24 protein-coding genes and 1 pseudogene are annotated in these 22855 nt (G+C 62.3%); 12 read left to right on the top strand and 13 right to left on the bottom strand.

The window, feature by feature from the left end:
* Window position 1: 1 nt before the first annotated feature.
* The 3 genes from tssI to CWE01_RS11540 form a co-directional block, all read right to left on the bottom strand.
* Window positions 2-2023, bottom strand: coding sequence for a type VI secretion system tip protein TssI/VgrG (gene tssI, locus CWE01_RS11550; RefSeq protein WP_100940657.1), 2022 nt, complete (start codon window positions 2021-2023; stop codon window positions 2-4).
* A gap of 157 nt (window positions 2024-2180) precedes the next feature.
* On the bottom strand, window positions 2181-2510 hold the full coding sequence (locus CWE01_RS11545; RefSeq protein WP_100940656.1) for an EscU/YscU/HrcU family type III secretion system export apparatus switch protein: 330 nt from the start codon (window positions 2508-2510) through the stop codon (window positions 2181-2183).
* Window positions 2507-4078: a flagellar hook-length control protein FliK gene (locus CWE01_RS11540; protein ID WP_100940655.1), complete on the bottom strand. Its 1572-nt coding sequence runs from the start codon at window positions 4076-4078 to the stop codon at window positions 2507-2509. The genes CWE01_RS11545 and CWE01_RS11540 overlap by 4 nt, the downstream gene beginning before the upstream one ends.
* A gap of 248 nt (window positions 4079-4326) precedes the next feature.
* Between CWE01_RS11540 and ccmA the strand changes: the two genes are divergently transcribed.
* The 10 genes from ccmA to CWE01_RS11490 are packed head-to-tail and all read left to right on the top strand — an operon-like array spanning window position 4327 to window position 11580.
* A complete protein-coding gene (ccmA, locus tag CWE01_RS11535; RefSeq protein ID WP_256346907.1) occupies window positions 4327-4908 on the top strand; it encodes a cytochrome c biogenesis heme-transporting ATPase CcmA in 582 nt (193 codons plus the stop codon).
* Window positions 4905-5573 (top strand): heme exporter protein CcmB, encoded by a 669-nt coding sequence (gene ccmB, locus CWE01_RS11530; protein WP_100940965.1) that lies wholly within the window; start codon window positions 4905-4907, stop codon window positions 5571-5573. The genes ccmA and ccmB overlap by 4 nt, the downstream gene beginning before the upstream one ends.
* A 45-nt stretch (window positions 5574-5618) precedes the next feature.
* Window positions 5619-6377, top strand: coding sequence for a heme ABC transporter permease (locus tag CWE01_RS11525; RefSeq protein ID WP_177145196.1), 759 nt, complete (start codon window positions 5619-5621; stop codon window positions 6375-6377).
* Complete coding sequence (gene ccmD / locus CWE01_RS11520) at window positions 6374-6550, top strand: heme exporter protein CcmD (RefSeq protein WP_100940652.1); 177 nt, start codon at window positions 6374-6376, stop codon at window positions 6548-6550. The genes CWE01_RS11525 and ccmD overlap by 4 nt, the downstream gene beginning before the upstream one ends.
* Window positions 6547-7002: a cytochrome c maturation protein CcmE gene (ccmE, locus tag CWE01_RS11515; protein WP_100940651.1), complete on the top strand. Its 456-nt coding sequence runs from the start codon at window positions 6547-6549 to the stop codon at window positions 7000-7002. The genes ccmD and ccmE overlap by 4 nt, the downstream gene beginning before the upstream one ends.
* A gap of 3 nt (window positions 7003-7005) precedes the next feature.
* Window positions 7006-8979, top strand: a complete 1974-nt coding sequence (locus CWE01_RS11510; protein WP_100940650.1) for a heme lyase CcmF/NrfE family subunit — start codon at window positions 7006-7008, stop codon at window positions 8977-8979.
* Window positions 8976-9512: a DsbE family thiol:disulfide interchange protein gene (locus CWE01_RS11505; RefSeq protein WP_100940649.1), complete on the top strand. Its 537-nt coding sequence runs from the start codon at window positions 8976-8978 to the stop codon at window positions 9510-9512. The genes CWE01_RS11510 and CWE01_RS11505 overlap by 4 nt, the downstream gene beginning before the upstream one ends.
* Complete coding sequence (locus CWE01_RS11500; protein ID WP_100940648.1) at window positions 9509-9979, top strand: cytochrome c-type biogenesis protein; 471 nt, start codon at window positions 9509-9511, stop codon at window positions 9977-9979. The genes CWE01_RS11505 and CWE01_RS11500 overlap by 4 nt, the downstream gene beginning before the upstream one ends.
* Window positions 9976-11175, top strand: a complete 1200-nt coding sequence (gene ccmI, locus CWE01_RS11495; RefSeq protein ID WP_100940647.1) for a c-type cytochrome biogenesis protein CcmI — start codon at window positions 9976-9978, stop codon at window positions 11173-11175. The genes CWE01_RS11500 and ccmI overlap by 4 nt, the downstream gene beginning before the upstream one ends.
* Before the next feature lie 9 nt (window positions 11176-11184).
* Window positions 11185-11580, top strand: a complete 396-nt coding sequence (locus CWE01_RS11490; RefSeq protein WP_100940646.1) for a hypothetical protein — start codon at window positions 11185-11187, stop codon at window positions 11578-11580.
* 97 nt (window positions 11581-11677) lie between these two features.
* On the opposite strand, the pseudogene CWE01_RS11485 reads toward CWE01_RS11490, so the two are convergent.
* Both CWE01_RS11485 and CWE01_RS11480 read right to left on the bottom strand, forming a co-directional pair.
* A pseudogene (locus tag CWE01_RS11485) lies at window positions 11678-12117 on the bottom strand (PIN domain-containing protein).
* Window positions 12114-12578: a helix-turn-helix domain-containing protein gene (locus tag CWE01_RS11480; protein WP_100940645.1), complete on the bottom strand. Its 465-nt coding sequence runs from the start codon at window positions 12576-12578 to the stop codon at window positions 12114-12116. Before CWE01_RS11480 ends, CWE01_RS11485 begins: the two are co-directional and overlap by 4 nt.
* A 225-nt stretch (window positions 12579-12803) precedes the next feature.
* On the opposite strand from CWE01_RS11480, the gene CWE01_RS11475 reads away from it, so the two are divergent.
* On the top strand, window positions 12804-13442 hold the full coding sequence (locus CWE01_RS11475; RefSeq protein ID WP_177145192.1) for a DUF5666 domain-containing protein: 639 nt from the start codon (window positions 12804-12806) through the stop codon (window positions 13440-13442).
* Window positions 13443-13622: 180 nt separating this feature from the next.
* Here CWE01_RS11475 and CWE01_RS11470 read toward each other — a convergent pair whose 3' ends face one another.
* From CWE01_RS11470 to gcl, 6 genes are all read right to left on the bottom strand, one after another.
* On the bottom strand, window positions 13623-14621 hold the full coding sequence (locus CWE01_RS11470) for a sulfate ABC transporter substrate-binding protein (protein WP_100940644.1): 999 nt from the start codon (window positions 14619-14621) through the stop codon (window positions 13623-13625).
* Window positions 14622-14713: 92 nt separating this feature from the next.
* Window positions 14714-15538, bottom strand: coding sequence for an ion transporter (locus tag CWE01_RS11465; protein WP_100940643.1), 825 nt, complete (start codon window positions 15536-15538; stop codon window positions 14714-14716).
* Between the two features lie 48 nt (window positions 15539-15586).
* Window positions 15587-16492 (bottom strand): urea transporter, encoded by a 906-nt coding sequence (locus CWE01_RS11460; RefSeq protein ID WP_100940642.1) that lies wholly within the window; start codon window positions 16490-16492, stop codon window positions 15587-15589.
* Between the two features lie 156 nt (window positions 16493-16648).
* Entirely contained in the window at window positions 16649-17539 is an 891-nt protein-coding gene (locus CWE01_RS11450) for a 2-hydroxy-3-oxopropionate reductase (protein WP_100940641.1), read from the bottom strand.
* An 18-nt stretch (window positions 17540-17557) separates the two neighbouring features.
* Window positions 17558-18340 carry a hydroxypyruvate isomerase gene (gene hyi, locus CWE01_RS11445; RefSeq protein WP_100940640.1) on the bottom strand — a complete coding sequence of 261 codons (783 nt, stop codon included), beginning with the start codon at window positions 18338-18340 and terminating at the stop codon, window positions 17558-17560.
* 115 nt (window positions 18341-18455) lie between these two features.
* The gene (gcl, locus tag CWE01_RS11440; protein ID WP_100940639.1) at window positions 18456-20231 is read right to left on the bottom strand and encodes a glyoxylate carboligase; all 1776 of its coding nucleotides are present in this window, start codon (window positions 20229-20231) and stop codon (window positions 18456-18458) included.
* Between the two features lie 256 nt (window positions 20232-20487).
* Here gcl and CWE01_RS11435 point away from each other — a divergent pair, with 256 nt between their 5' ends.
* Complete coding sequence (locus CWE01_RS11435; RefSeq protein ID WP_100940638.1) at window positions 20488-20928, top strand: heme-binding protein; 441 nt, start codon at window positions 20488-20490, stop codon at window positions 20926-20928.
* A gap of 141 nt (window positions 20929-21069) precedes the next feature.
* Here CWE01_RS11435 and CWE01_RS11430 read toward each other — a convergent pair whose 3' ends face one another.
* Window positions 21070-21678: a TetR/AcrR family transcriptional regulator gene (locus CWE01_RS11430; protein ID WP_100940637.1), complete on the bottom strand. Its 609-nt coding sequence runs from the start codon at window positions 21676-21678 to the stop codon at window positions 21070-21072.
* A 266-nt stretch (window positions 21679-21944) separates the two neighbouring features.
* Window positions 21945-22730 carry an outer membrane protein OmpK gene (locus tag CWE01_RS11425; RefSeq protein WP_100940636.1) on the bottom strand — a complete coding sequence of 262 codons (786 nt, stop codon included), beginning with the start codon at window positions 22728-22730 and terminating at the stop codon, window positions 21945-21947.
* Between the last annotated feature and the right edge of the window lie 125 nt (window positions 22731-22855).

The raw sequence follows: 22855 nt of genomic DNA, 5'->3' as shown, positions 1-22855 counted from the left end.
TTCAGTCGGAAAAACCCGTATCGAGCGCCAGTTCTTTCTGGCGTTGCTCCGGCGCTCCATCGGCGGCGGCTGCTTCAAGCCGCAACGGCAGCAGCGCCTGCTCCACCGCTCCGGGCAGCAACGGTCCCTTGATCTGCGGCCCCGAGCCGATACCCGCGTCTTCGTTCGCCTCGGGCCCGTTCAAGGTGATGCCGTTGGCGTCGAGCTTGATGAAATGTGCGCCGACCTTGAGGGTGAGTTGCTCTCCCGCCTCAATGACCACCTTGTCCCCGGCCCGCAGGTGGATCTCCTGTCCGGCCTTGATGAAATAACCCAGTCCGGTCTTCACCTGTTGGCTCTCGCCGACCAACAGGCTGTCATCACCTTTCACCTCGACGCGGCGGTCCTGGTGAACGGTGTGGTGCTCCTGGGCCTTGAGTTCGCAGTAGCTGTTGGCTTCCACGCACTCATGCCGTTCATGGCCGACCGTGACCGACAAGTTGCGCCCGATGTGCTGTTGCCAATCGCGCTGGGCATGCAGGTAGATCTGTTCCTCGCCCTTGCGGTCTTCGATACGCAGCTCATTGCTGCCACCACCGCCCGGGCTGCTACAGCTCTTGAACACGCTGCGGGTCTTGTGCGCCGGCAACGGGTAGGCCGGCGGATGGCGCTGATTGGGCAGGCAGCCGGTGATCAGCGGCTGGTCGGGATCGCCTTCGAGAAAGGTCACCAGTACTTCCATACCGACGCGGGGCAAGGTCACGGCGCCATGACCGGGACCGGCCCAACTGGAGGCTACCCGTAACCAGCAACTGCTTTGAGCGCCGATTTCGTCCGAGCGGTCCCAGTGAAACTTCACTTTCACCCGGCCATATTCGTCGCAGTGGATTTCTTCGCCGGGCGGGCCGCTGACGATGGCGGTCTGGGTATTGAGGCGACGGGACTTGCGCGCTTGCTGCGGCGGACGGAAGAACACCTCCCAGGGAGTGGCGAGAAAGGTATTGCGGTAGCCCTGACGGAAATCGCTGTTGGCCCGGTTCGGATTCTCTACCCACTCCTCCAGCACCTGCGGCTGTTTGCCTTCGTGGGTCAGTTCGGTCAGCAGCCAGAGCGTGTTCCAGTCCGGCTGTGGATGTTCGGCCAGGAGTAGAAAGTGTCCACTGACCAGCTGTGGTGCATTGCTCCTGCCCGAGGCCCGTCGATGGTCACTTCGATGGGCCTCCAATTGGCGACGGTTGAGCTTCCGGCCCTGTTCGTCGCGGTTGTAGCGACCGGGATAGCGGTAATCCTCGAGGTCCGGCTGCGGCAGGGAGTGCAGCACGCAGGCACTGTTTTCAAGCCTCGCGCCGGGCTGTTCGAAGTCGTAGTCGCGCAGGGTCGCCCGAGTGCTGCGGGTTTCCAGGCGCAGGTCGAAGGACTGGATGCAGGGCCGTTGCGCGACCATCCTGCTGTCCGGTCGGTACGGCACGCTGGCGGGCAGTTGGCGGAAATAGGTCTGGTCGTCGCCGAACGCCAGGTGATGGCCCTGCGGGCTGTGCTGGAAGTGATAGTGCAGGCCGTCCTCTTCACACAGCCGCTGGATGAAATCCAGGTCGGACTCGTTGTATTGCACGCAGTATTCACGAGGGGGGAAGGGCGTGGCGAGATTGAAGCTGAAGGCATTGCCGAGGATGCCGTGGTCCTTGAGTACCTGGGCGATGATCTGCGGCACGCTCTGGTTCTGGAAAATACGCTGGTTGAAGCGATGGCCCAGATAAGCCAGCTGTGGCACCAGGGTGAGTTGATAGTGCGTCCAGCGCTGGCCGGTATCGCCCTGGCCGATACCATGGACCTGGCCGTGAATGCCCGCGCCGCTGCTGTTGAAGGCGAGGAAACCCTGTTGATGCAACAGCTCGTCGAGGTTGAGGTCCGGCTGCCGGCTGACCAGCTCCAGTTCGAAGCGGTAGGGTTGGCTGATGGCCTCCGTCCCTTTGAACGCCAGGACTTCCAGTCCCTGTTCGAGGCCCGAAAGGGTGAAGGTGAAGCGGGGTGCCGAGGTGAACATCCGTTGTGCCTCCTGCAAGGGGAAAGCACGGAGTGTGGACCTGTCGGTGGTAGTGTTGAATGCTCGAAAGCAAAATCAGAATCAGGCTACGAGGCCCTATATTAAGGGGCTGTAGGGCAATGTAGGGAGATGGGAGGGTGGCTTGCAGGACGGCGGATCAATAATCCTCCCCACGCTCGGTAATATCCTTCTCCACAGGCGGCGCATTGGGATCCTGGCCCGCCGGAAATTTCCCCTTGAGGTTCCAGGCAAAGGCGATGATCTCGGCAATGGTCCGGTACAGCTCCTCCGGAATACTGTCGCCCAATTCCATCCGCGCCAGCAGTTTCACCAGCTCGGCATTCTCGTAGATCGGTACTTCATAGTCGCGGGCCAGTTTCAGGATGGCTTCGGCCAGCTCCTCGTCGCCCTTGGCGGTGAGGGTCGGGGCTTGTTGGCCGTCGTACTTGAGGGCGATGGCCTGGCGTGGGGTGTTGGGGTTCTTCATGCGGTTTCGTCGACCCAGCGTTGGTCCAGTCGGGTTTGCTTGCCCTGGGGTGGTTTGCCCTGATGGCAATCGAGGTCGCTGACATTCAGGCCCGAGGCGCGCAGGCGCTCGCGCAAGTCGCCCAGTTGGCTGGCGATCAGGCTGGCGGTGTAGGGGCGTTCGGCCCATAACTGGCTGGACAGGCTGCCACGCAGCAACTGTGCCTGGACTTGCAGCGGCCCCAGCGGCTCGAGGTCGAAGGCCAGCTCCACTCGCCACAGTTGTTCCTTCTGCTCGCGTTTTTCGCGTTTTTCCTGCTCGGGTGGTGGCTCCTTTTCCTCATGCTGGATCTTGATCTGCAAGGGCACGATGTCGTGCAGGTTGCGCATGGGGATTTCCAGCTGCCAGGTGGTCTGCAGGTTGCCCTCGGGCGTGCGTCCGGTCTGTTCCAGGCTGGAAAGCTGATGGCTTTGCAGGCGTGAAACCGCTGCCGCGGCCAGGCGCAGGAGGCCTTCCAGGTCGCCATCGCCGGCGAGGCTTTGCAGCAGGCGCGCGGGTAGCGGAAAACTGATCGGCTGGGTCGGCTCGCCGACCTGGCCGAGGGTCCCCAGGGCGCTGCGGACAAAGCCCGGGAGCGTGCGGGCGAGCAGCGCGGCGGCGGCTCCGGGGTCGAAGCTCGGGCTGCCGGGCAACTGCGGCATGATCTGGGCGATCAGGCGCAGCAGGTTGCTCTTGAGGTCCGGTGTCAGCGCCGGGTTCTGCCCTTGCAACAGATTGGCTTCGAGGAACAGCCCGCTGTTTTGCAGGGCCTGGGCCAGGCCCTTGGGGTTGCTCAGTTGATTGATGTCGGGCAGGTCCGCCAACAGGGTGTTGATGGCTGCGCGCAGGTCGTCGGGCAACTCGGTGTTTTGGGACAGGTTCTGCAGCGTGCTGACCAGGTTGTCGAGCGAGCCCTGCCGACCTTGCTGGGTGGTCAGTTGCTGGGCCACCGCCAGCTGGTCCTGGCGTGCGGCCAGTGGCACCAGGCTCAGGCTTTGCGCGCCCTGCACCAGGGCGCTCAACAGACTGCCGATAGGCAGCGGCTGCGGGCTGTCGAGGGTCAGGGTGGTACCGCTCAGGGCCGTATTGAGCAGGGTCACCAGCGAACGATAGACCGCCGGCTGCCCGGGTGTCTGCGGCAGCAGCTGGGCGGTCATGACCTTGCCTTGCAGCAAGGTGCCGACCGGCAGTTGCGTGGTATCCAGGCGGGTCAGGGCGGCGATGCTGGCACTCAGGGCCTGCTGCACGGTGATCGCCAGGTTGCCGGGCGTCGGTTGGGTCACGGCGACACTGCTACCTTGGGGCAGCGGCAGGTTGCTGCTGACCTGCACGGTGGTCTGGCGACCGCTGTCGGTGGTGACCTTGAGCAACATCTGGAAGGTCTGGTCGGTTTGCTTGAGAGAGAGGACTTCGGCCTCGGCACTCTGTCCGGGGGCGATCAGGCCTTCCAGCGGCGGTGTCAGTTGCAGCAGTTCGCTGGCCAGCAGCATCGGACGGCTGTTGGCCGGGATCAACTGGGGCAGGGGGAGGATGTTGATTTCGCCTGTCATCGGGTCGCAGCCTGTCGAAATAGCCCTCTTTGGAGTAGGGCATCGCATGTATAATGCAGCCCATCTCCGAAAGTGTGTCCAAAATAGCGCAAAAATTGACACAGCTCTGTAGGTCGAGCTGCAAAAGCATTTATTCTGCTTCACTTTAACGGCTGCGCCCGTGCCGACTTGAACTGTAAAAAGGCCTCGATTATTTGACCAGCCCTCTTCTAGAAGCCTTGGCGCTCGCCTGTGAACGGGACGGGCGGATGCTCTTCGAGCACCTCGAGTTGCAGCTGCGTCCCGGCGATCTCTTGCAGATCAGCGGCCCCAACGGCAGTGGCAAGACCAGCCTGTTGCGCCTGCTGGCCGGGCTGATGCAGCCAACTGCCGGGGAAGTGCAGCTTAATGGGCAGCCCCTGAATGCCCAGCGCAGCGAGCTGGCCCGCACTTTGTTGTGGATCGGGCATGCCGCCGGAATCAAGGATCTGCTGACTGCCGAAGAGAACCTCAGTTGGCTCTGTGCCCTGCATCAGCCGGCCGGTCGCGAGGCGATCTGGCAGGCCCTGGCGGCGGTCGGGCTACGGGGTTTCGAGGATGTCTCCTGCCATACCCTGTCCGCCGGCCAGCAGCGCCGCGTGGCCCTGGCCCGGTTGTACCTGGACAGCCCGCCGCTGTGGATTCTCGATGAACCCTTCACCGCCCTGGACAAGCAGGGTGTCGCCCAGCTCGAAGAACACCTGGCCGGCCATTGCGAGCGCGGTGGCATGGTCGTGCTGACCACCCATCACACGCTGACCCGGATGCCGGCCGGTTACCGTGATCTCGACCTGGGGCGGTGGGCCGCATGAGTGTCTTCGGCCTGTTGTTCGCCCGTGAAGCGCGCCTGCTGTTTCGCCGTCCGGCGGAGCTGGCCAATCCCCTGGTGTTCTTCGCCATTGTGATTGCGCTGTTCCCGTTGGCGGTCGGTCCCGAGACAAATATGTTGCAAACCTTGTCTCCGGGACTGGTCTGGGTGGCGGCCCTGTTGTCGGTCCTGCTCTCGCTGGACGGGCTTTTCCGCAGTGATTTCGAGGACGGATCCCTGGAACAGTGGGTCCTTTCGTCGCACCCCCTGGCCCTTCTGGTTCTGGCCAAGGTACTGGCACACTGGGTTTTTTCCGGCCTGGCCCTGGTTCTGCTCGCGCCTTTGCTGGCGTTGATGCTCGGATTACCCACTGCTTGCTTGCCGGTGCTGCTGTTATCGCTACTCTTGGGTACGCCGGTGTTGAGTCTGCTCGGCGCGGTGGGGGCGGCCCTGACGGTGGGATTGAAACGTGGAGGCCTGTTATTGGCCCTGCTGATCCTGCCTTTGTATATCCCGGTCCTGATTCTTGGCAGCGGGGCCTTGCAGGCCGCGTTGCAGGGCATGCCGGCCACCGGTTACCTGCTCTGGCTGGGTAGCCTGGCCGCCCTGGCGGTGACCCTGACACCTTTTGCAATAGCGGCTGGCCTGAAGATCAGCGTCGGCGAATAATGAGGTCTGGTCGGTTGATGACCAGCAAAGACCCTTGGATGTACCGTGATGAACTGGACTTGGTTTCATAAACTGGGCTCGCCCAAATGGTTCTATGGCATCAGCGGGCGCCTGCTGCCCTGGCTGAGTGTGGCCGCCGTGTTGTTGATCGGCACCGGCGTGGTCTGGGGCCTGGCCTTCGCGCCGCCGGACTACCAGCAGGGCAACAGCTTTCGCATCATCTACATCCACGTGCCGGCGGCCATGCTGGCCCAGTCCTGCTATGTGATGCTGGCGGTCTGCGGTGTGGTGGGGCTGGTGTGGAAGATGAAACTGGCTGATGTGGCGTTGCAATGCGCCGCGCCTATCGGTGCCTGGATGACCGCCGTGGCCCTGCTCACCGGGGCCATCTGGGGCAAGCCGACCTGGGGCGCGTGGTGGGTCTGGGATGCACGCCTGACGTCGATGCTGATTCTGCTGTTCCTCTATTTCGGCCTGATCGCCCTGGGCAACGCCATCACCAATCGTGACAGCGCCGCCAAGGCCTGCGCGGTGCTGGCCATTGTCGGGGTGATCAATATCCCGATCATCAAGTACTCGGTGGAGTGGTGGAGCACCCTGCACCAGGGCTCGACCTTCAGCCTGACCGAAAAACCCGCCATGCCTGCCGAAATGTGGCTGCCGCTGTTGCTGACGGTACTGGGTTTCTACTGTTTCTTCGGCGCCGTGGTGCTGCTGCGCATGCGCCTCGAAGTGCTCAAGCGCGAGGCCCGGGCCAGTTGGGTCAAGGCCGAAGTCCTGAACGAGTTGGGGGTGGCTCGATGAGTTTTGCCACCTTCGGCGATTTTCTCGCCATGGGTCATCACGGCCTGTATGTCTGGTCGGCCTACGGCATCTGCCTGGCCGTGCTGGCCCTGAACGTCGCGACGCCGATCCTGGCTCGCCGACGTTACCTGCAACAAGAGGCGCGTCGTCTGCGCCGGGAGAATGCCAAGTGAACCCGCTGCGCAAAAAGCGCCTGATCATTATCCTTGCCATCCTGGTCGGCGTCGGCGCTGCCGTGGGCCTGGCCTTGAGTGCGCTGCAGGAAAATATCAACCTGTTCTACACTCCGACCCAGATCGCCAACGGCGACGCGCCCCATGGCACGCGGATTCGCGCCGGCGGCATGGTGGAGAAGGGCTCGCTGCAACGTTCCGGCGACTCGCTGGACGTGAAGTTCGTGGTCACTGATTTCAACAAGTCCGTCACCATTACCTATCGCGGCATCCTTCCGGACCTGTTCCGCGAAGGACAGGGCATTGTTGCCCTCGGCAAGCTGAACGCCGATGGCGTGGTGGTGGCCGATGAAGTGCTGGCCAAGCACGATGAGAAGTACATGCCGCCGGAAGTCACCAAGGCGTTGAAAGACAGCGGTCAATCCGCCCCGACACAAGCCAAGGAGGGTTGATCGATGATTCCTGAGTTGGGCCATCTGGCCATGATCCTCGCGTTGTGTTTCGCCCTGGTGCAGGCCACCGTCCCGCTGTTTGGCGCCTGGCGCGGTGACCGCCTGTGGATGAGCCTGGCGCGGCCGGCGGCCTGGGGGCAGTTTTCCTTCCTGGTGTTCGCCTTCGGCGTCCTGACCTACGCCTTCATGACCGACGACTTCTCCGTCAGTTATGTCGCCAACAACTCCAACAGCGCCTTGCCCTGGTACTTCAAGTTCAGCGCCGTGTGGGGTGCCCACGAAGGTTCGTTGCTGCTCTGGGCCTTGATTCTCGGCGGCTGGACCTTTGCCGTGTCGGTCTTTTCCCGACAACTGCCACAGGTGATGCTGGCCCGGGTGCTGGCGGTGATGGGCATGATCAGCACCGGCTTCCTGCTGTTCCTGATCCTGACGTCCAACCCGTTCTCGCGGATCCTGCCGCAGATTCCGGCGGACGGTCGCGACCTCAACCCGTTGTTGCAGGACGTCGGCCTGATCGTCCACCCGCCGATGCTCTATATGGGCTACGTCGGTTTCTCGGTGGCCTTCGCCTTTGCCATCGCCGCCTTGCTTGGCGGGCGTCTTGATGCGGCCTGGGCGCGCTGGTCGCGGCCTTGGACCATCGTCGCCTGGGCGTTCCTGGGTGTGGGTATCACCCTCGGCTCCTGGTGGGCCTACTACGAACTCGGCTGGGGTGGCTGGTGGTTCTGGGACCCGGTGGAAAACGCCTCGTTCATGCCCTGGTTGGTGGGTACGGCGCTGATCCACTCCCTGGCGGTCACGGAAAAACGTGGGGTGTTCAAGAGCTGGACCGTGCTCCTGGCGATTGCGGCATTTTCCCTGAGCCTGCTGGGAACCTTCCTGGTGCGTTCCGGCGTGCTGACCTCGGTGCATGCCTTCGCCTCCGACCCGGCGCGAGGTGTGTTCATCCTGATCTTCCTGCTGTTCGTGGTCGGCGGTTCGCTGACCCTGTTCGCCCTGCGCGCGCCGGTGGTGAAAAGCCATGTGGGCTTCAACCTGTGGTCGCGGGAAACCCTGCTGCTGGGCAATAACCTGGTGCTGGTGGTGGCGGCCTCGATGATCCTGCTGGGCACCTTGTACCCGCTGGTGCTCGATGCCCTCAGCGGCGCCAAGCTGTCGGTCGGCCCGCCGTACTTCAATGCCTTGTTCATTCCGTTGATGGCCCTGCTGATGGTGGTGATGGCGGTCGGTGTGCTGGTGCGCTGGAAAGACACTCCGGTGAAATGGTTGCTGGGCATGCTGACCCCGGTGCTGTTGGGCAGCGTTGCCCTGGCGGTAGTGGCCGGGTTGGTCTACGGCGATTTCAACTGGGCGGTGCTGGCGACTTTCCTACTGGCGGCCTGGGTGCTACTGGCCGGGGTACGCGACATCCTCGACAAGACACGCAACAAAGGCCTGATCAAGGGCTTGCCGAGCCTGACCCGCAGCTATTGGGGCATGCAGTTGGCGCACCTGGGCATCGCGGTCTGCGCCTTGGGCGTGGTGCTGTCGAGCCAGGAAAGCGCCGAGCGCGACCTGCGCATGGCACCGGGCGAGTCCATGGAACTGGGCGGTTACCACTTTATTTTCGAAGGTGCCAAGCATGTCGAAGGGCCGAACTTCACCTCGGACAAAGGCACGATCCGGGTGATTGAAAACGGCAAGGAAGTGGCGCTGCTGCATCCGGAGAAGCGCTTGTACACCGTGCAGCAATCGATGATGACCGAAGCCGGGATCGACGCCGGTTTTACCCGTGACCTCTACGTCGCCCTCGGCGAACCACTGGAAAACGGCGCCTGGGCGGTACGGGTACACGTCAAGCCGTTCGTGCGCTGGATCTGGTTCGGCGGTCTGCTGACCGGGCTCGGCGGTGCACTGGCGGCCCTGGACCGGCGTTATCGGGTCAAGGTGAAAAGCCGCGTGCGTGAAGCGCTGGGCATGAGTGGAGCGACGGCATGAAGCGCTGGTTGATGGTATTACCGCTGGCGGCGTTCCTGGTGATGGCGGTGTTCCTCTATCGCGGTTTGTACCTGGATCCCTCCGAGCTGCCGTCGGCGATGATCGGCAAGCCGTTCCCGGCGTTCGCGTTGCCCAACGTGCAGGGCGACAGGAAGCTGACCGTGGCCGACCTGCAAGGCAAGCCGGCTCTGGTGAACGTCTGGGGCACCTGGTGCATTTCCTGCCGGGTCGAACACCCGGTGTTGAACAAACTGGCCCAGCAGGGTGTGTTGATCTACGGCATCAACTACAAGGATGACAATGCCGAGGCGTTGAAGTGGCTGCAGGAATTCCACAATCCGTATCAGCTGAATATCCGTGACGAGCAGGGCACCCTGGGCCTGGACCTGGGGGTGTACGGCGCGCCGGAGACCTTCTTTATCGACGCCAAGGGTGTGATTCGCTACAAGCACGTCGGGGTGATCGACGAGACGGTCTGGCGTGAACAGCTGGCGACGGTGTATCAGTCCCTGGTGGACGAGGCCCGACCATGAAGCGCTGGTTAGCCGCGGTCGCCCTGGGCCTGAGTCTGGTCGGTGTAGCCCATGCCGCCATCGACACCTATGAGTTTGCCAATGATGCGGAGCGTGAGCGTTTTCGCGACCTGACCAAGGAGCTGCGCTGCCCCAAGTGCCAGAACCAGGACATCGCCGATTCCAACGCGCCGATTGCCGCCGACCTGCGCCGGGAGATTTTCCGCATGCTCGGCGAGGGCAAGGACAATCAGCAGATCATCGACTTCATGGTCGACCGGTATGGCGACTTTGTGCGCTACAAGCCGGCCTTGAGTGGCAAGACCGCCTTGCTCTGGTTCGGCCCGGCCGGTCTGCTGCTGGGCGGTTTTGTCGTGATCGCGGTGATCGTTCGCCGTCGTCGTGCCGAGGGCGCTGCCGCCCCGGACGCGCTTTCTGCCGAGGAGCGCCAGCGCCTCGACCACCTGCTGGATAAGAAAACCGAATGATTGATTTCTGGCTTGCTACAGGTCTCTTGTTGCTGATCGCCCTGAGTTTCCTGTTGATTCCGATTTTGCGTGAACGCCGTGTGCAGCGTGAAGAAGACCGCACCGCGTTGAACGTCGCGCTCTACCAAGAGCGTGTCGCCGAGTTGCAGGGGCAGCAGGCTGAAGGCGTGCTCAGTGTCGAGCAGATGGACAGCGGTCGGGCGGAGGCCGCTCGTGAGTTGCTGGCCGACACCGAAGGCGTGGCGCCAGCGCGGGTCTCGCGGTTGGGCAAGCCATTGCCGTTGCTGGCGGCGCTGCTGGTGCCGGTGCTGGGGTTGGCGCTGTATCTGCATTTTGGTGCCAGCGACAAGGTCGAACTGACCCGTGAATTCGCCCAGGCGCCGCAGTCCGTGGAAGAGATGACCCGGCGTCTGGAACGCGCAGTGGCGGCTCAGCCGGATTCGGCCGAGGGCCTGTATTTCCTCGGGCGTGCCTATATGGCCCAGGACCGTGCGGCCGATGCGGCGAAGATCTTCGAGCGTACTGTCAAGGTGGCCGGGCGTCAGCCGGAATTGCTCGGGCAGTGGGCCCAGGCGCAGTACTTCGCCGATGGCAAGCAGTGGTCGCCGCAGGTCCAGGCGCTGACCGACGAAGCGCTCAAGATCGATCCGAAAGAAGTCACAAGCCTGGGGCTGCTGGGGATCGCGGCGTTTGAGGGGCAGCGTTATCAGGAGGCCATCGACTACTGGAAACGCCTGTTGGCGCAATTGCCGCCGGACGACAATTCCCGTGCCGCGTTGCAGGGCGGTATCGACCGCGCCAGTGAGAAGCTGGTGGCGAGCGGTGGCAAGGTCGCCGAAGCGCCGGTGGTCAAAGGCGCGCTGTTGAAAGTGCGGGTGGATCTGGCGGCGGAACTGAAAGCCAAGGTCCGGCCGGGCGACAGCGTCTTTATCTTCGCCCGTGCCACCCAGGGCCCGTCGGCACCGCTGGCGGCCAAGCGCCTGACGGTCGCCGACCTGCCGGCCACCGTCGAATTGGGTGATGCGGACGCGATGATGCCGCAATTGAAACTGTCTAACTTTCCTGAAGTCCAACTGGTTGCACGGGTATCCCGCGCCGGCCAACCGACGGCGGGCGAGTGGATCGGGCGCAGCCAGCCGTTGGCCAGCAGCACCGCCGCGCAACAGCACCTGACCATCGACAGCCCGGACCAATAGAGAATCGCCATGACCGCCATCGCTCGCCTCACCCTGTTAACGCTGGTCCTGGGGTTGAGCGCTTGTGCGGTCCATCGCCCGCCGACACCGGGCGAACCGACGATCCCGCCTTCCGGTCCGACGACCCAGCCTTATCCATCGGGCACGCCGGGTAAACCGATCCCACCAGGGAAACCACGTCCGAGCTTCTCGCCGACATTTGCCCCGCCACCGGGTGGTAACAGTCATTGGGACGGGCAGATGGGCGTCTATGTCCTCGACAACCAGACCAACACATTCTATCGCCAGCGCACCTATTACCGCTGGGATAACGGCTGGAGCCGCTCCATCAGTCCCAACGGGCCCTGGGAAGACACCGATATCCATGGCGTGCCGCCGGGGCTGGGCAAGCAGTTCGGTCAGTGAGTGAGAACGGCGATCTTTAGAGATCGCCGTTTTTTTTGAGGTTATTTCAGATCTCGTCAATTGGCGTATCGATCAGCCGATGCCTGAAGTGCTGTGATCAAAGCATGGGACGGTAGGCCAGCAGTGCCTTTACCGTTTGAACCAGGCCTTGTCGGAAAAGAATATCGAGATAGTCGTCAACACAAAGGGGCGGCGTCTTGAGCTGACGGCGTTGACGCTGGGCGGCGCAAATCACGGCAGCCGGATCCAGGTCGAAGAGATCATCGATAAATTCGTCGGGATGTTGTGCCTCGACACCGTATGGGGCCAAGGTGCTGGCGGGGAAGTCTTTCTGGTTGAAGGTCACGATCACACTCGCGTTGCAACGAATCGCGGCAGCCAAGACATGGCGGTCATCGGCGTCAGGTAACGAGAGCCCTTGGATCAAAGCCTCGTACCCCGTGACTTCACCATCGGGGATTGCACGATCCATCAGCATGGAGGTGCGGGATACAGCACACAGGCGTCGTATACAGCAGTAAAGGGCGAATATCTCACTCGTAGCCCATCCTCTGTTGCTGTGCCTGCTCGGCGAGTTCGGCCATGGCCTGTTCGCTATCCAGTGAGCGTTGGGTTTTATAGGCCATCAGATCGGCAAACCGTACGCGGCGGTGCTTGCCGGTTTTGTGAAACGGCAGTTCGCCCGACTCGAGAAGCTTGATCAGGTGAGGGCGAGAGACATTGAGCATGTCGGCGGCTTCTTGCGTGGTCAGTTCGGCGTGGACGGGGACCACCTGGACAGCGTTACCAGCGGCAAGCTCCGCCAGGATCTCCACCAACAGCCTCAGCGCGGTGGTGGGTAGTTCAACGCTATGGGCTTCGTTGCGTTCGTCGAAAATCTGAATGTGCTGCGTGTCGAACCTTGTGGCCAGAAAGGCCGCCAGGGCGCGTTGGCCTTCGATGGCAAGCTGGATCTCGCGTTCGAGGGGCAAGTTGATGGTGAGGGCTGATTGAGTCATGGCTGGCTCCGAGTGCGTAGAATCAATGATGGGAATTTATTCGAAATAAACGAAAATCGCAATAAACGAAATGCATGGGTAATGCAATGCCTGAAAACTTACCCTTCGTTAGAAGGCTCAAACCGCAAAGGCGATATTTTCATCCCCGAATCCCGTTATCAGCGCTATAACAGTCCTGTTGAATTGAGAACTGTTTATCTCCCCACCCAAGGAACCTGACGTCCCATGAATTCGATTTTCGGCAAATTGGCCCGCCGCAGTGCGTTGGCCTCGGCGATGAGTCTGGCGGTATTGATGTCTGTTGGTCTTGCCCAGGCCGCTGATGCCCCGGCCCAGCGGGTTGCGGTGCGCGGTGAAATCACGAGGCTCGACGGCGATGCGCTCAAGGTGCATACCATCGCCAATGAGGATGTCACTGTCGGCCTGACCAAGGACACCCAGGTCCGCGGCGTGACCCTCGCGACTCTCTCTGATATCAAGCCCGGCAGCTACATCGGCACGGCGGCGATGCCTGGCCCGGATGGCACGCTGACGGCGATGGAAGTTCATGTATTCCCACCGGAGATGGCCGGTACCGGGGACGGTCACCGTCCTTTCGATCTGGCGCAGGGCAGTACCATGACCAATGGCCGCGTGGGTGAGTTGAAGGTCGCCAACGGGCGGACTCTGACCCTGAGCTACAAAGGCGGGGAGAAGAAGATCGTGGTGCCGGAGGGCGTGCCTGTGGTCAACCTGGTGCCAGGCGATCGCAGCCTGCTCAAGCCGGGGGTGAAGGTGGTGCTGTTTGCCCAGCAGGGCGCGGATGGCAAGCTGACGGCGGCGGGGATTTCAGCGGGTAAGGATGGCGTTAAACCGCCGATGTAAGGGCGTTTGGACCATCGCCTTCGCGGCGGTGCGGCGTCCCGACAAGCCCTGCTCCTACAGTCCTGAGCCGATCACTAATTTTGTCTAAGGCATGGGACTGTAGGAGCAGGGCTTGCCCGCGAAGAGGACCTTAAGACCGCCCAAAGTTTCGCTGGCAAACCCAATTTCTACAGCTCAGGGTTACTTGCCGTTATAGATCTGATCGAACACACCACCATCATTGAAGTGGGTCTTCTGCACCGTGCGCCAGTCGCCGAAGGTCTTCTCCACCGAGAGGAAGTCGACTTTCGGGAAACGGTCGGTGAACTTGGCCAGCACTTGCGGATCACGCGGGCGCAGGTAGTTGTTGGCGGCGATTTCCTGGCCTTCCGGCGACCACAGGTACTTCAGGTATTCCTCGGCCACCGCACGGCTGCCTTTCTTGTCGACCACCTTGTCCACCACGCTCACCGGTGGCTCGGCCTCGGCGGACACGCTCGGGTAGACCACTTCGAACTGATCGCGACCGAACTCGCGGGCAATCATTTCCGCTTCATTCTCGAAGGTCACCAGCACGTCGCCGATCTGGTTGGTCATGAAGGTGGTGGTCGCCGCGCGACCGCCGGTATCCAGCACCGGGGCCTGCTTGAACAGCTTGCCGACAAACTCCCTGGCCTTGTTCTCGTCACCGCCGTTCTTCAGCACATAACCCCAGGCCGACAGGTAGGTGTAGCGGCCGTTACCCGAGGTCTTGGGGTTGGGCACGATCACCTGGACACCGTCCTTGAGCAGGTCCGGCCAGTCTTTCAGGGCCTTGGGGTTGCCCTTGCGCACGATAAATACGGTGGCGGAGGTGAACGGTGCACTGTTGTTCGGCAGGCGGGTGACCCAGTTGTCCGGCACCAGCTTGCCGTTGTCCACCAGGGCATTGATGTCGGTGGCCATGTTCATGGTGATCACGTCCGCCGGCAGGCCGTCGATGACCGAACGCGCCTGCTTGCTGGAGCCGCCGAAGGACATCTGCAAGGTGATGTTCTCATTGTGCTCGGCCTGCCAGTGCTTCTGGAACGCCGCGTTGTAGTCTTTGTAGAAGTCACGCATCACGTCGTAGGAAACGTTCAGCAAGGTCGGTGCGGCCTGGGCCAGGCTGCCAAAGGCCAGGCCAGCGGCCAGAAGTGAAGCGCCAAAGAGTTTTTTCACTGCGCAGTCCTTGTTTCAGCTGAGAGAGGGGCAATTTGCCAGCAACTATAACGGCGCTGACATAGTCACTTAAAGATTAAAAAGAGCTTTGCTTATTCTATTTTCTTGTACAGCGGATTCCCACAGCGAGAGCAGAAAGAAGCTTCCGGCTCGTGGCTGTTTTTCCCGCAGGTTGGGCAGTCGTGCTTGTGCGAATCGCCGCGCATGGCGCTGGCCAGTTCGGCGGTGAAGATCCCGGTGGGCACGGCGATGATCGAGTAACCGGTGATCATCACCAGGGATGAAATCACCTGGCCCAGTACGGTCTTGGGCACGATATCGCCATAACCCACGGTGGTGAGGGTAACGATAGCCCAGTAGATGCCCTTGGGAATGCTGGTAAAGCCATGCTCCGGGCCTTCGACCACATACATCAGGGTGCCGAACACGATCACCAGGGTGCAGACGCTGAGCAGGAACACCAGGATCTTCTGCTTGCTGCCGCGCAGGGCGTCGAGCAGGTAGTGCGCCTGTTTCAGGTAGGGGCCGAGCTTGAGGACCCGGAAGATCCGCAGCATGCGGATGATGCGGATGATCAGCAGGTACTGGGCGTCGCTGTAGTAGAGCGCGAGGATCCCCGGCACGATGGCCAGCAGGTCCACCAGCCCGTAGAAGCTGAAGGCGTAGCGCAGCGGCCGCGGCGAGCAGTACAGGCGCACCAGGTATTCGACGGCGAAGATGACGGTGAAGCCCCATTCGATATAGGCCAGGGGGGTGGCGAAGGTCTGGTGAAAACTCTCGATGCTGTCGAGGATCACGATCACCAGGCTGGTGAGGATGATCAGCAGCAGGGTCTTGTCGAAGCGCCTGCCGGCGACGGTGTCGGATTGGAAAACCATGACGTAGAGTCGCTGGCGCCAGTCGTTGTTGCTGTTCATGAGGTGTTGCCCAAGCTTATGGATGCGGGAAGCGTGGGGGATTGCCGATCAATGCGCAAGCCGGCGGGCTTGGCCGTTGTCGTCGCGGGTCTGGTGCAGCACGCGGGCTCCGGCCCGGATCAGCCAACAGGCGAGGATAAAGGGCGCGGTCAGCGGGGCCAGGCCGAGGGCGGAAAAGCCGGGTGTCAGTGCGCTCGCCAGGACCATGCCGATCAGCGCGGGCCAGGGTGTGCGCTGTTGCTGGCTCAGGGCGAGCGCGACCAGCGCCGGGTTGTAGCCGGCCAGGCCCAGTTGGGTGGGTGACGACGGATCATTCAGGAGGGCGAAGGCCAGCCCGACGGTGCTGCCGAGGAGCGCCCAGAAAGCGGCGCGGCGATTGGCGATCAGTAACCCAATGAAGATCGACAAGGCCGCCAGGGGCTGGTCGAGGAAGACAATCTGGCCCAGGCCCATGAAGGCGGCGTTGGCGTAGGCGAAGGTGTCTGCGAGGGGGAGTGGCGAGCTGCCTGGCGGGTTGTGGGTTGTGAACGCCAGCAGCAACCAGCCCAGGCCGACAAAGGGCGCGGTGTAGGCGGGCAGGCTTTGGGCGTTGCCGGCGTACTTGAGCCATTGCCGGACCAGGATCGCACTCAGGCCGGAGGCGGCGATGATCAGGGGTGGGATCAGTATCGACCAGGGAAACTGCTGGCTGATCAGCAGGCCCAGCAATACGCCGTTGTAGCTGTAGAGACCGGCCTGGCGTTCGGCCTTGGGATAGCCGCGACGCTGGGCGGTGAGCAGGCCGGCAAGACCGCCGAGCAGTGCGCCGCCGAGCAGGGTGGGGGCGCTCAGGAGTATGGCCAGCAGGCAGCACAGGCCGCAGAACGGATGGCGCTGGAGGAAGATCTGGCTGAAGCCGTTGAGCAGGGCGGTTGCCCAGTCGGGGCAGTGGGGCGTGTTGGGGATTTTCGGCATGACGGTGTGTCAGGGTGAACGCTTCAATTAAGGCGAACACGGTCCCTGTAGGAGCCGGCTTGCCGGCGATGAGGCCCGTGAGCCTTGCAGCGCCTTATCGGCTGCCATCGCCGGCAAGCCGGCTCCTACAATTGACTGCGTTCCGCCGGGAAGGACCTAGCGCTCGCGAATCGAGAAGTTCGCCATATGCTCCAGGCCCTTGATCAGTGCCGAATGGTCCCACTGGCTGCCGCCAATGGCCGCGCAAGTATTGAACACCTGCTGGGCATTGGCGGTGTTGGGCAGGTTGATATTCAGCTCGCGGGCACCGGCCAGGGCCAGGTTCAGGTCCTTCTGGTGCAGGCTGATGCGGAAGCCCGGGTCGAAGGTGCCCTTGATCATGCGTTCGCCATGCACTTCGAGGATTTTCGACGAGGCAAAGCCACCCATCAGTGCTTCACGGACCTTGGCCGGGTCGGCGCCATTTTTCGCGGCGAACAACAGCGCCTCGGCCACCGCCTGGATATTCAGGGCGACGATGATCTGGTTCGCCACCTTGGCGGTCTGGCCGTCACCGTTGCCGCCCACGAGGGTGATGTTCTTGCCCATGTTCTGGAACAGCGGCAGGGCGCGGGCGAAGGCCTGGGCGTCGCCGCCGACCATGATGCTCAGGGTCGCGGCCTTGGCGCCGACTTCCCCGCCGGACACCGGGGCGTCGAGGTACTGTGCGCCCTTCTCGTTGATCCTGGCTGCGAACGCCTTGGTCGCGGTGGGCGAGATCGAGCTCATGTCGATGACGATCTTGCCCGGCCCCACGCCAGCGGCAATCCCGTCGGCCCGGAACAGCACGTCCTCGACCTGCGGGGTGTCCGGCACCATGACAATGATGAATTCGGCTTCCTGGGCGACTTCCTTCGGGGTGGCCAGGGCCACCGCGCCAGCACTGATCAGGTCGACCGGGGCGGCGTCGTGGTGGTTGGACAGGAACAGGCTGTGACCTGCCTTTTGCAGATTGGCGGCCATGGGATGCCCCATGATGCCGGTGCCGATAAAACCGATTTTAGCCATGACAACGTCCTCTTTTTCTTATATCGCGTTATGGGTTTTCAACCAGCCCAACCCGGCTTCGGTGCTGGTCAGCGGCTTGTATTCGCAACCGACCCAGCCCTGGTAGCCGATGCGGTCCAGGTGCTCGAACAGGAATCGATAGTTGATCTCTCCGGTCCCCGGCTCATGCCGCCCAGGGTTGTCGGCCAGCTGCACATGGTTGATCTCGGCCAGGTGGTCGGACAGGCTCCGCGCCAGGTCCCCCTCCATGATCTGCATGTGGTAGATGTCGTATTGCAGGAACAGGTTGGCGCTGCCCACCTGATGGCGAATCGACAGGGCCTGGGCCGTGGTATTCAGGTAGAAGCCGGGGATGTCGCGGGTGTTGATCGCTTCCATCACCAGGCGGATGCCGACGGCTTCAAGCTTGCCGGCGGCGTACTTGAGGTTGTCGATGAAGGTCTTTTCCAGCGCGGCATCCTCGACGCCCTGGGGGCGGATACCGGCCAGGCAATTGATCTGGGTATTGCCCAGCACCTGTGCATAGGCGATGGCCAGGTCGACCCCGGCACGGAACTCCTCGACCCGGTCCGGGTGGCAGGCAATCCCGCGTTCGCCCTTGGCCCAGTCGCCCGCCGGCAGGTTGAACAGTACCTGGGTCAGGCCGTGGGTATCGAGCTGCGCCTTGATCTCGGCAGAGCTGAAATCGTAGGGGAACAGGTATTCCACACCGCGGAAACCGGCATCGGCGGCGGCCTTGAAACGGGCCAGGAAATCCTCTTCGGTGAAGAGCATGGACAGGTTGGCGGCAAAGCGTGGCATGGGAGTCTCCTTGCGAATCGGTACAAAGCGTTCGGGCAGGCTGCGGGCGCAGCGATAGCGGCAGTGAAGGTGATATCGACTGCGCTGGCAAGCCTGTCCCTGCGCGGGTGTGGGATCAGTCGAGCAAGGCAATCGCCGTCGGCGCATCGTTGCCGACCAGCGCCAGGTCCTCGAACTCGTTGATGGCGTTGATCTCGGTGCCCATGGAAATATTGGTCACCCGTTCGAGGATGATCTCGACAATCACCGGTACCCTGAATTCCTCGATCATCGCCTGGGCCTGACGCAACGCGCCCTGGATCCGGTCCGGCTCGAACACCCGCAGGGCCTTGCAACCGAGGCCCTCGGCGACGGCCACGTGGTCCACGCCATAACCGTTGAGTTCCGGTGCGTTGAGGTTGTCGAAGGACAGCTGCACGCAGTAGTCCATGTCGAAGCCGCGTTGGGCCTGGCGGATCAGCCCCAGGTAGGAGTTGTTCACCACCACGTGGATATACGGCAGCTTGAACTGCGCGCCCACCGCCAGTTCCTCGATCATGAACTGGAAGTCATAGTCGCCGGACAGCGCCACCACCTTGCGGTCCGGGTCGGCCTTGACCACCCCCAGTGCTGCCGGAATGGTCCAGCCCAGCGGTCCGGCCTGGCCGCAGTTGATCCAGTGCCGTGGCTTGTAGACGTGGAGGAACTGCGCGCCGGCAATCTGCGACAGGCCGATGGTGCTGACGTAGCAGGTGTCCTTGCCGAACACCTGGTTCATCTCTTCATAGACGCGCTGGGGTTTGACCGGCACGTTGTCGAAGTGGGTCTTGCGCTGCAGGCTGGCCTTGCGCTGCTGGCAATCGCCGAGCCAGGCACTGCGATCCTTCAGTTTGCCGGCGGCCTGCCATTCGCGGGCCACTTCGATAAATACGCTCAGGGCCGCGGCAGCGTCGGAAACGATGCCCAGGTCCGGGGTGAAGACGCGGCCGATCTGGGTCGGTTCGATGTCCACGTGAATGAACTTGCGCCCTTCGGTGTAGACCTCCACGGAGCCGGTGTGACGGTTGGCCCAGCGGTTGCCGATACCCAGCACCACATCGGATTTGAGCAACGTGGCGTTGCCGTAGCGGTGGGAGGTTTGCAGCCCGACCATGCCGACCATCAGCGGGTGATCGTCGGGAATCGTGCCCCAGCCCATCAGGGTCGGAATCACCGGAATCCCGGTCAGTTCGGCGAACTCCACCAGCAGTTCGCTGGCATCGGCATTGATGATGCCGCCACCGGCCACCAGCAGCGGGCGTTCCGCCCGGTCGAGCAGGGCCAGGGCCTTCTCGACCTGAATCCGGGTGGCGCTTGGCTTGGCCAGCGGTAGTGGCTGGTAGGCCTCGATATCGAATTCGATTTGCGCCATCTGTACATCGAACGGCAGGTCGATCAGCACCGGGCCGGGGCGGCCGGAGCGCATTTCATAAAAGGCTTTCTGGAAGGCGTAGGGCACCTGGCCGGGTTCGAGCACGGTGGTCGCCCACTTGGTCACCGGTTTGACGATGCTGGTGATGTCCACGGCCTGGAAGTCTTCCTTGTGCAGCCGTGCCCGTGGCGCCTGGCCGGTGATGCAGAGGATCGGGATCGAGTCGGCGCTGGCGCTGTACAGGCCGGTGACCATGTCGGTGCCGGCCGGCCCCGACGTGCCGATGCACACGCCGATATTGCCGGCCTTGGTGCGGGTGTAACCCTCGGCCATGTGCGAGGCGCCTTCGACGTGGCGAGCAAGGACGTGATCGATACCGCCGAGCTTTTGCAACGCGCTGTACAGCGGGTTGATCGCGGCACCGGGAATGCCGAAGGCAGTGTCCACGCCTTCGCGACGCATCACCAGGACGGCGGCTTCGATTGCTCTCATTTTGCTCATTATTTTGTGCCTCTTGCGTTTTGTAATTGTATACAAGTTGCTGTGTGGCGAGTGTATTCACGCTGAGCGGCGCTGGTCAATGCCTTTTCTCAAATGATCGATAGATTCGTTCTGAGGTTGTTTTATGGGGTGGTTGAGCAATGGTTATCATATTTTTGTATACAAAAATATTTAATATTGTGTTCTATTTGTCCGTGAGAAGACTCCGCAAGCGGAGCATCAATGGCTCTCCCCCTCACTTGATAAGGACGGCACCATGAGCGCTTTAACCTTGAACGTCGCAGTCAACCTGGCCAGCCAGGCGATTTCCGCCGGCCGGGCCATTTCGGCGGCACCGCTGACCATTGCGGTGCTGGATGGCGGTGGTCACCTGGTGACACTGCAACGCGAGGATGGGGCGAGCCTGCTGCGGCCGCAGATCGCCATCGGCAAGGCCTGGGGGGCGATCGCCCTGGGCAAGGGCTCGCGCTTGCTGGCATTGGACGCGCAGCAGCGGCCGGCGTTTGTGGCGGCGCTGAACAGCCTGGGGCAGGGCAGCGTGGTGCCGGCGCCGGGTGGGGTGTTGATTCGCGATCAGGAGGGCAGGGTGATCGGGGCCATCGGGATCACCGGCGATACGTCGGATATCGACGAGCAGTGTGCGATCAGTGCGGTCGAGGCGTTGGGCCTGGTCGCGGATGCCGGGGTGTCAGTCTGATTTTTGTCGTCTGGGCTGACGTCTTCGCGGGCAAGCCCTGCTCCTACAGTGTTGTGTCGTACACAAAATCAGTGATCGACTCAGGACTGTAGGCGCAGGGCTTGTCGGGTCGCCGCACCGCCGCGAATGGCGCACCGCGGTCTATCGATCCGGTTCACAACCCTTGAGCACCAGCCGCACGATGGTCTGCGCGGCCGCTTCATAGTCGACGTCTTCCAGCTTGGCCTTGCCGGTGATCGAGGAGATCTGCCAGTCGAAATCGGCATAGGTCTGGGTCGCGGCCCAGATGCTGAACATCAGGTGGTGGGGGTCGAGCGGGGCGATCAGGCCGCGGTCGATCCAGGTCTGGATGCAGGCGATATTGTGCCGGGCCTGGGCGTTGAGCTGTTCCACCTGCTCGGGGCTCAGGTGCGGTGCGCCGTGCATGATTTCACTGGCGAAGACCTTGGAGGCGAACGGCAGGTCGCGGGATATGCGGATCTTCGAACGGATATAACCGGCCAGCACCTCGGCGGGCACGCCCGCGGGGTTGAAGGGGGTCGAGGCCTGGAGGATCGGCTCGATGATGCTTTCCAGCACCTCGCGGTAGAGGTTGTCCTTGGATTTGAAGTAGTAGTAGACGTTGGGCTTGGGCAGGCCGGCCTTGGCCGCGATATCGCTGGTCTTGGTGGCGGCGAAGCCCTTGTCGGCGAACTCTTCGCTGGCGGCGCGCAGGATCAGTTCACGGTTGCGTTCGCGGATGGTGCTCATAAACCAGGTTTTTCCTTGCCGGCCCGGGCGGTTGGGCATGGTAGCACCGGGTTTGCGCAAGGCTCAAGAATGCCCCTTCCACACGTCTGAATGAGCAAAGGCGGTCAGGCCCTTGAGCCCTGCGCTGTCCTCTCGGTCGCCATCGCCGGCAAGCCGGCTCCTACAGGGTTTTGCGCACGCCGAGAGTCTGTGGCGAGGTGCACAACTGTAGGAGCCGGCTTGCTGGCGATAGCGGTCGACCCGGCGCCGCAGGACTTACGGCCCCCTTAGAAGTGATACTTGATCAACAGGCTCGCGGTGTCCTGGTTGGTCCTGAAGTCGCTGCTGCTCTGGAGGCCGTACTTGTTCTTCCAGTAGTCGTACTCGATACCCACGTACAACTGCTTCTCGCCCCAATGCAGGGCCTTGCCCAGGTCGTACTTGATCTGCGGGTTGAAGTGCAGGTTGGCGTGGTAGGTCCCTTGGGCATTGCGGTCGTTGTCCACCACCCAGTCCATGTAGCCGTCGATCAGCACGTCGGAGCTGCCCACGGGGATGGTGTAGGACCAGACCGGGGTGATCTGCCAGATATTGCTGCCCGGGCGATTGCTGTCGGTATGGCGCTGGTAGAAGTTCAGCTGGAAGTAGTCGAACCCTGGGACGTCCAGATCGAAGCCCGGGCCGAACAGGTAGGCGTTGGTATCGCCTTCGCCGAACTCGTAGGTCATGGCCAGCAGCACATCCTTGACCGGGCCGAAGGCGAACGAGCGGTCGAAGATCTTGCCCATGGACAGGCGCGGGGTGAACTCGCCGTAGTAGGTGTTCGGGCCGAGATTGGTATCGGCCTTGCCGTTGTAGAAGATCCGGTCGAGGAAGAAGAAGTTGTCGCCGTATTTCCAGGCGTCGGCATGTTCGAAGGTCAGGGTCTGCTGGATCTGCGGGTTGACGGTGAAATTCTTGCCGTACAGGTAGGTCAGGCTGTTGTTCTGCCATTGCAACAGGTCGCCTGCGCAGGCGGTTCCTGCGCCCAGCAGGGTGGCGGACAATATCAGGCTCGTACAAGTGCGCTTCATGGGTGTGCTCCCTAAGGTCAGTGGTTCCACGATTTCCGTCGTTCGGCACTCTGGGTCTGGCGCCTTTTTTCTCTGTGTGCCACCACCGGCTCGCCAGCCTGCCTGCTCCTGGCAAGGGCTGGATC

The sequence above is a fragment of the Pseudomonas sp. QS1027 genome (genome assembly GCF_002814235.1).
Lineage (GTDB): Bacteria > Pseudomonadota > Gammaproteobacteria > Pseudomonadales > Pseudomonadaceae > Aquipseudomonas.
This window is presented reverse-complemented; position numbering and strand designations above follow the sequence as displayed.

What these genes read in the sequence shown, in the direction of transcription:
- CWE01_RS11435 (WP_100940638.1), top strand. Translation starts at nt 20,488, where the DNA reads ATGAGCGCTTTAACCTTGAACGTCGCAGTCAACCTGGCCAGCCAGGCG.
- hyi (WP_100940640.1), bottom strand. Translation starts at nt 18,340, where the DNA reads ATGCCACGCTTTGCCGCCAACCTGTCCATGCTCTTCACCGAAGAGGAT.
- CWE01_RS11505 (WP_100940649.1), top strand. Translation starts at nt 8,976, where the DNA reads ATGAAGCGCTGGTTGATGGTATTACCGCTGGCGGCGTTCCTGGTGATG.
- ccmB (WP_100940965.1), top strand. Translation starts at nt 4,905, where the DNA reads ATGAGTGTCTTCGGCCTGTTGTTCGCCCGTGAAGCGCGCCTGCTGTTT.
- CWE01_RS11475 (WP_177145192.1), top strand. Translation starts at nt 12,804, where the DNA reads ATGAATTCGATTTTCGGCAAATTGGCCCGCCGCAGTGCGTTGGCCTCG.
- CWE01_RS11490 (WP_100940646.1), top strand. Translation starts at nt 11,185, where the DNA reads ATGACCGCCATCGCTCGCCTCACCCTGTTAACGCTGGTCCTGGGGTTG.
- CWE01_RS11425 (WP_100940636.1), bottom strand. Translation starts at nt 22,730, where the DNA reads ATGAAGCGCACTTGTACGAGCCTGATATTGTCCGCCACCCTGCTGGGC.
- ccmI (WP_100940647.1), top strand. Translation starts at nt 9,976, where the DNA reads ATGATTGATTTCTGGCTTGCTACAGGTCTCTTGTTGCTGATCGCCCTG.
- CWE01_RS11540 (WP_100940655.1), bottom strand. Translation starts at nt 4,078, where the DNA reads ATGACAGGCGAAATCAACATCCTCCCCCTGCCCCAGTTGATCCCGGCC.
- CWE01_RS11460 (WP_100940642.1), bottom strand. Translation starts at nt 16,492, where the DNA reads ATGCCGAAAATCCCCAACACGCCCCACTGCCCCGACTGGGCAACCGCC.
- CWE01_RS11480 (WP_100940645.1), bottom strand. Translation starts at nt 12,578, where the DNA reads ATGACTCAATCAGCCCTCACCATCAACTTGCCCCTCGAACGCGAGATC.
- ccmA (WP_256346907.1), top strand. Translation starts at nt 4,327, where the DNA reads ATGCTCTTCGAGCACCTCGAGTTGCAGCTGCGTCCCGGCGATCTCTTG.
- CWE01_RS11510 (WP_100940650.1), top strand. Translation starts at nt 7,006, where the DNA reads ATGATTCCTGAGTTGGGCCATCTGGCCATGATCCTCGCGTTGTGTTTC.
- CWE01_RS11450 (WP_100940641.1), bottom strand. Translation starts at nt 17,539, where the DNA reads ATGGCTAAAATCGGTTTTATCGGCACCGGCATCATGGGGCATCCCATG.
- CWE01_RS11430 (WP_100940637.1), bottom strand. Translation starts at nt 21,678, where the DNA reads ATGAGCACCATCCGCGAACGCAACCGTGAACTGATCCTGCGCGCCGCC.
- ccmD (WP_100940652.1), top strand. Translation starts at nt 6,374, where the DNA reads ATGAGTTTTGCCACCTTCGGCGATTTTCTCGCCATGGGTCATCACGGC.
- CWE01_RS11545 (WP_100940656.1), bottom strand. Translation starts at nt 2,510, where the DNA reads ATGAAGAACCCCAACACCCCACGCCAGGCCATCGCCCTCAAGTACGAC.
- CWE01_RS11465 (WP_100940643.1), bottom strand. Translation starts at nt 15,538, where the DNA reads ATGAACAGCAACAACGACTGGCGCCAGCGACTCTACGTCATGGTTTTC.
- CWE01_RS11500 (WP_100940648.1), top strand. Translation starts at nt 9,509, where the DNA reads ATGAAGCGCTGGTTAGCCGCGGTCGCCCTGGGCCTGAGTCTGGTCGGT.
- gcl (WP_100940639.1), bottom strand. Translation starts at nt 20,231, where the DNA reads ATGAGCAAAATGAGAGCAATCGAAGCCGCCGTCCTGGTGATGCGTCGC.
- tssI (WP_100940657.1), bottom strand. Translation starts at nt 2,023, where the DNA reads ATGTTCACCTCGGCACCCCGCTTCACCTTCACCCTTTCGGGCCTCGAA.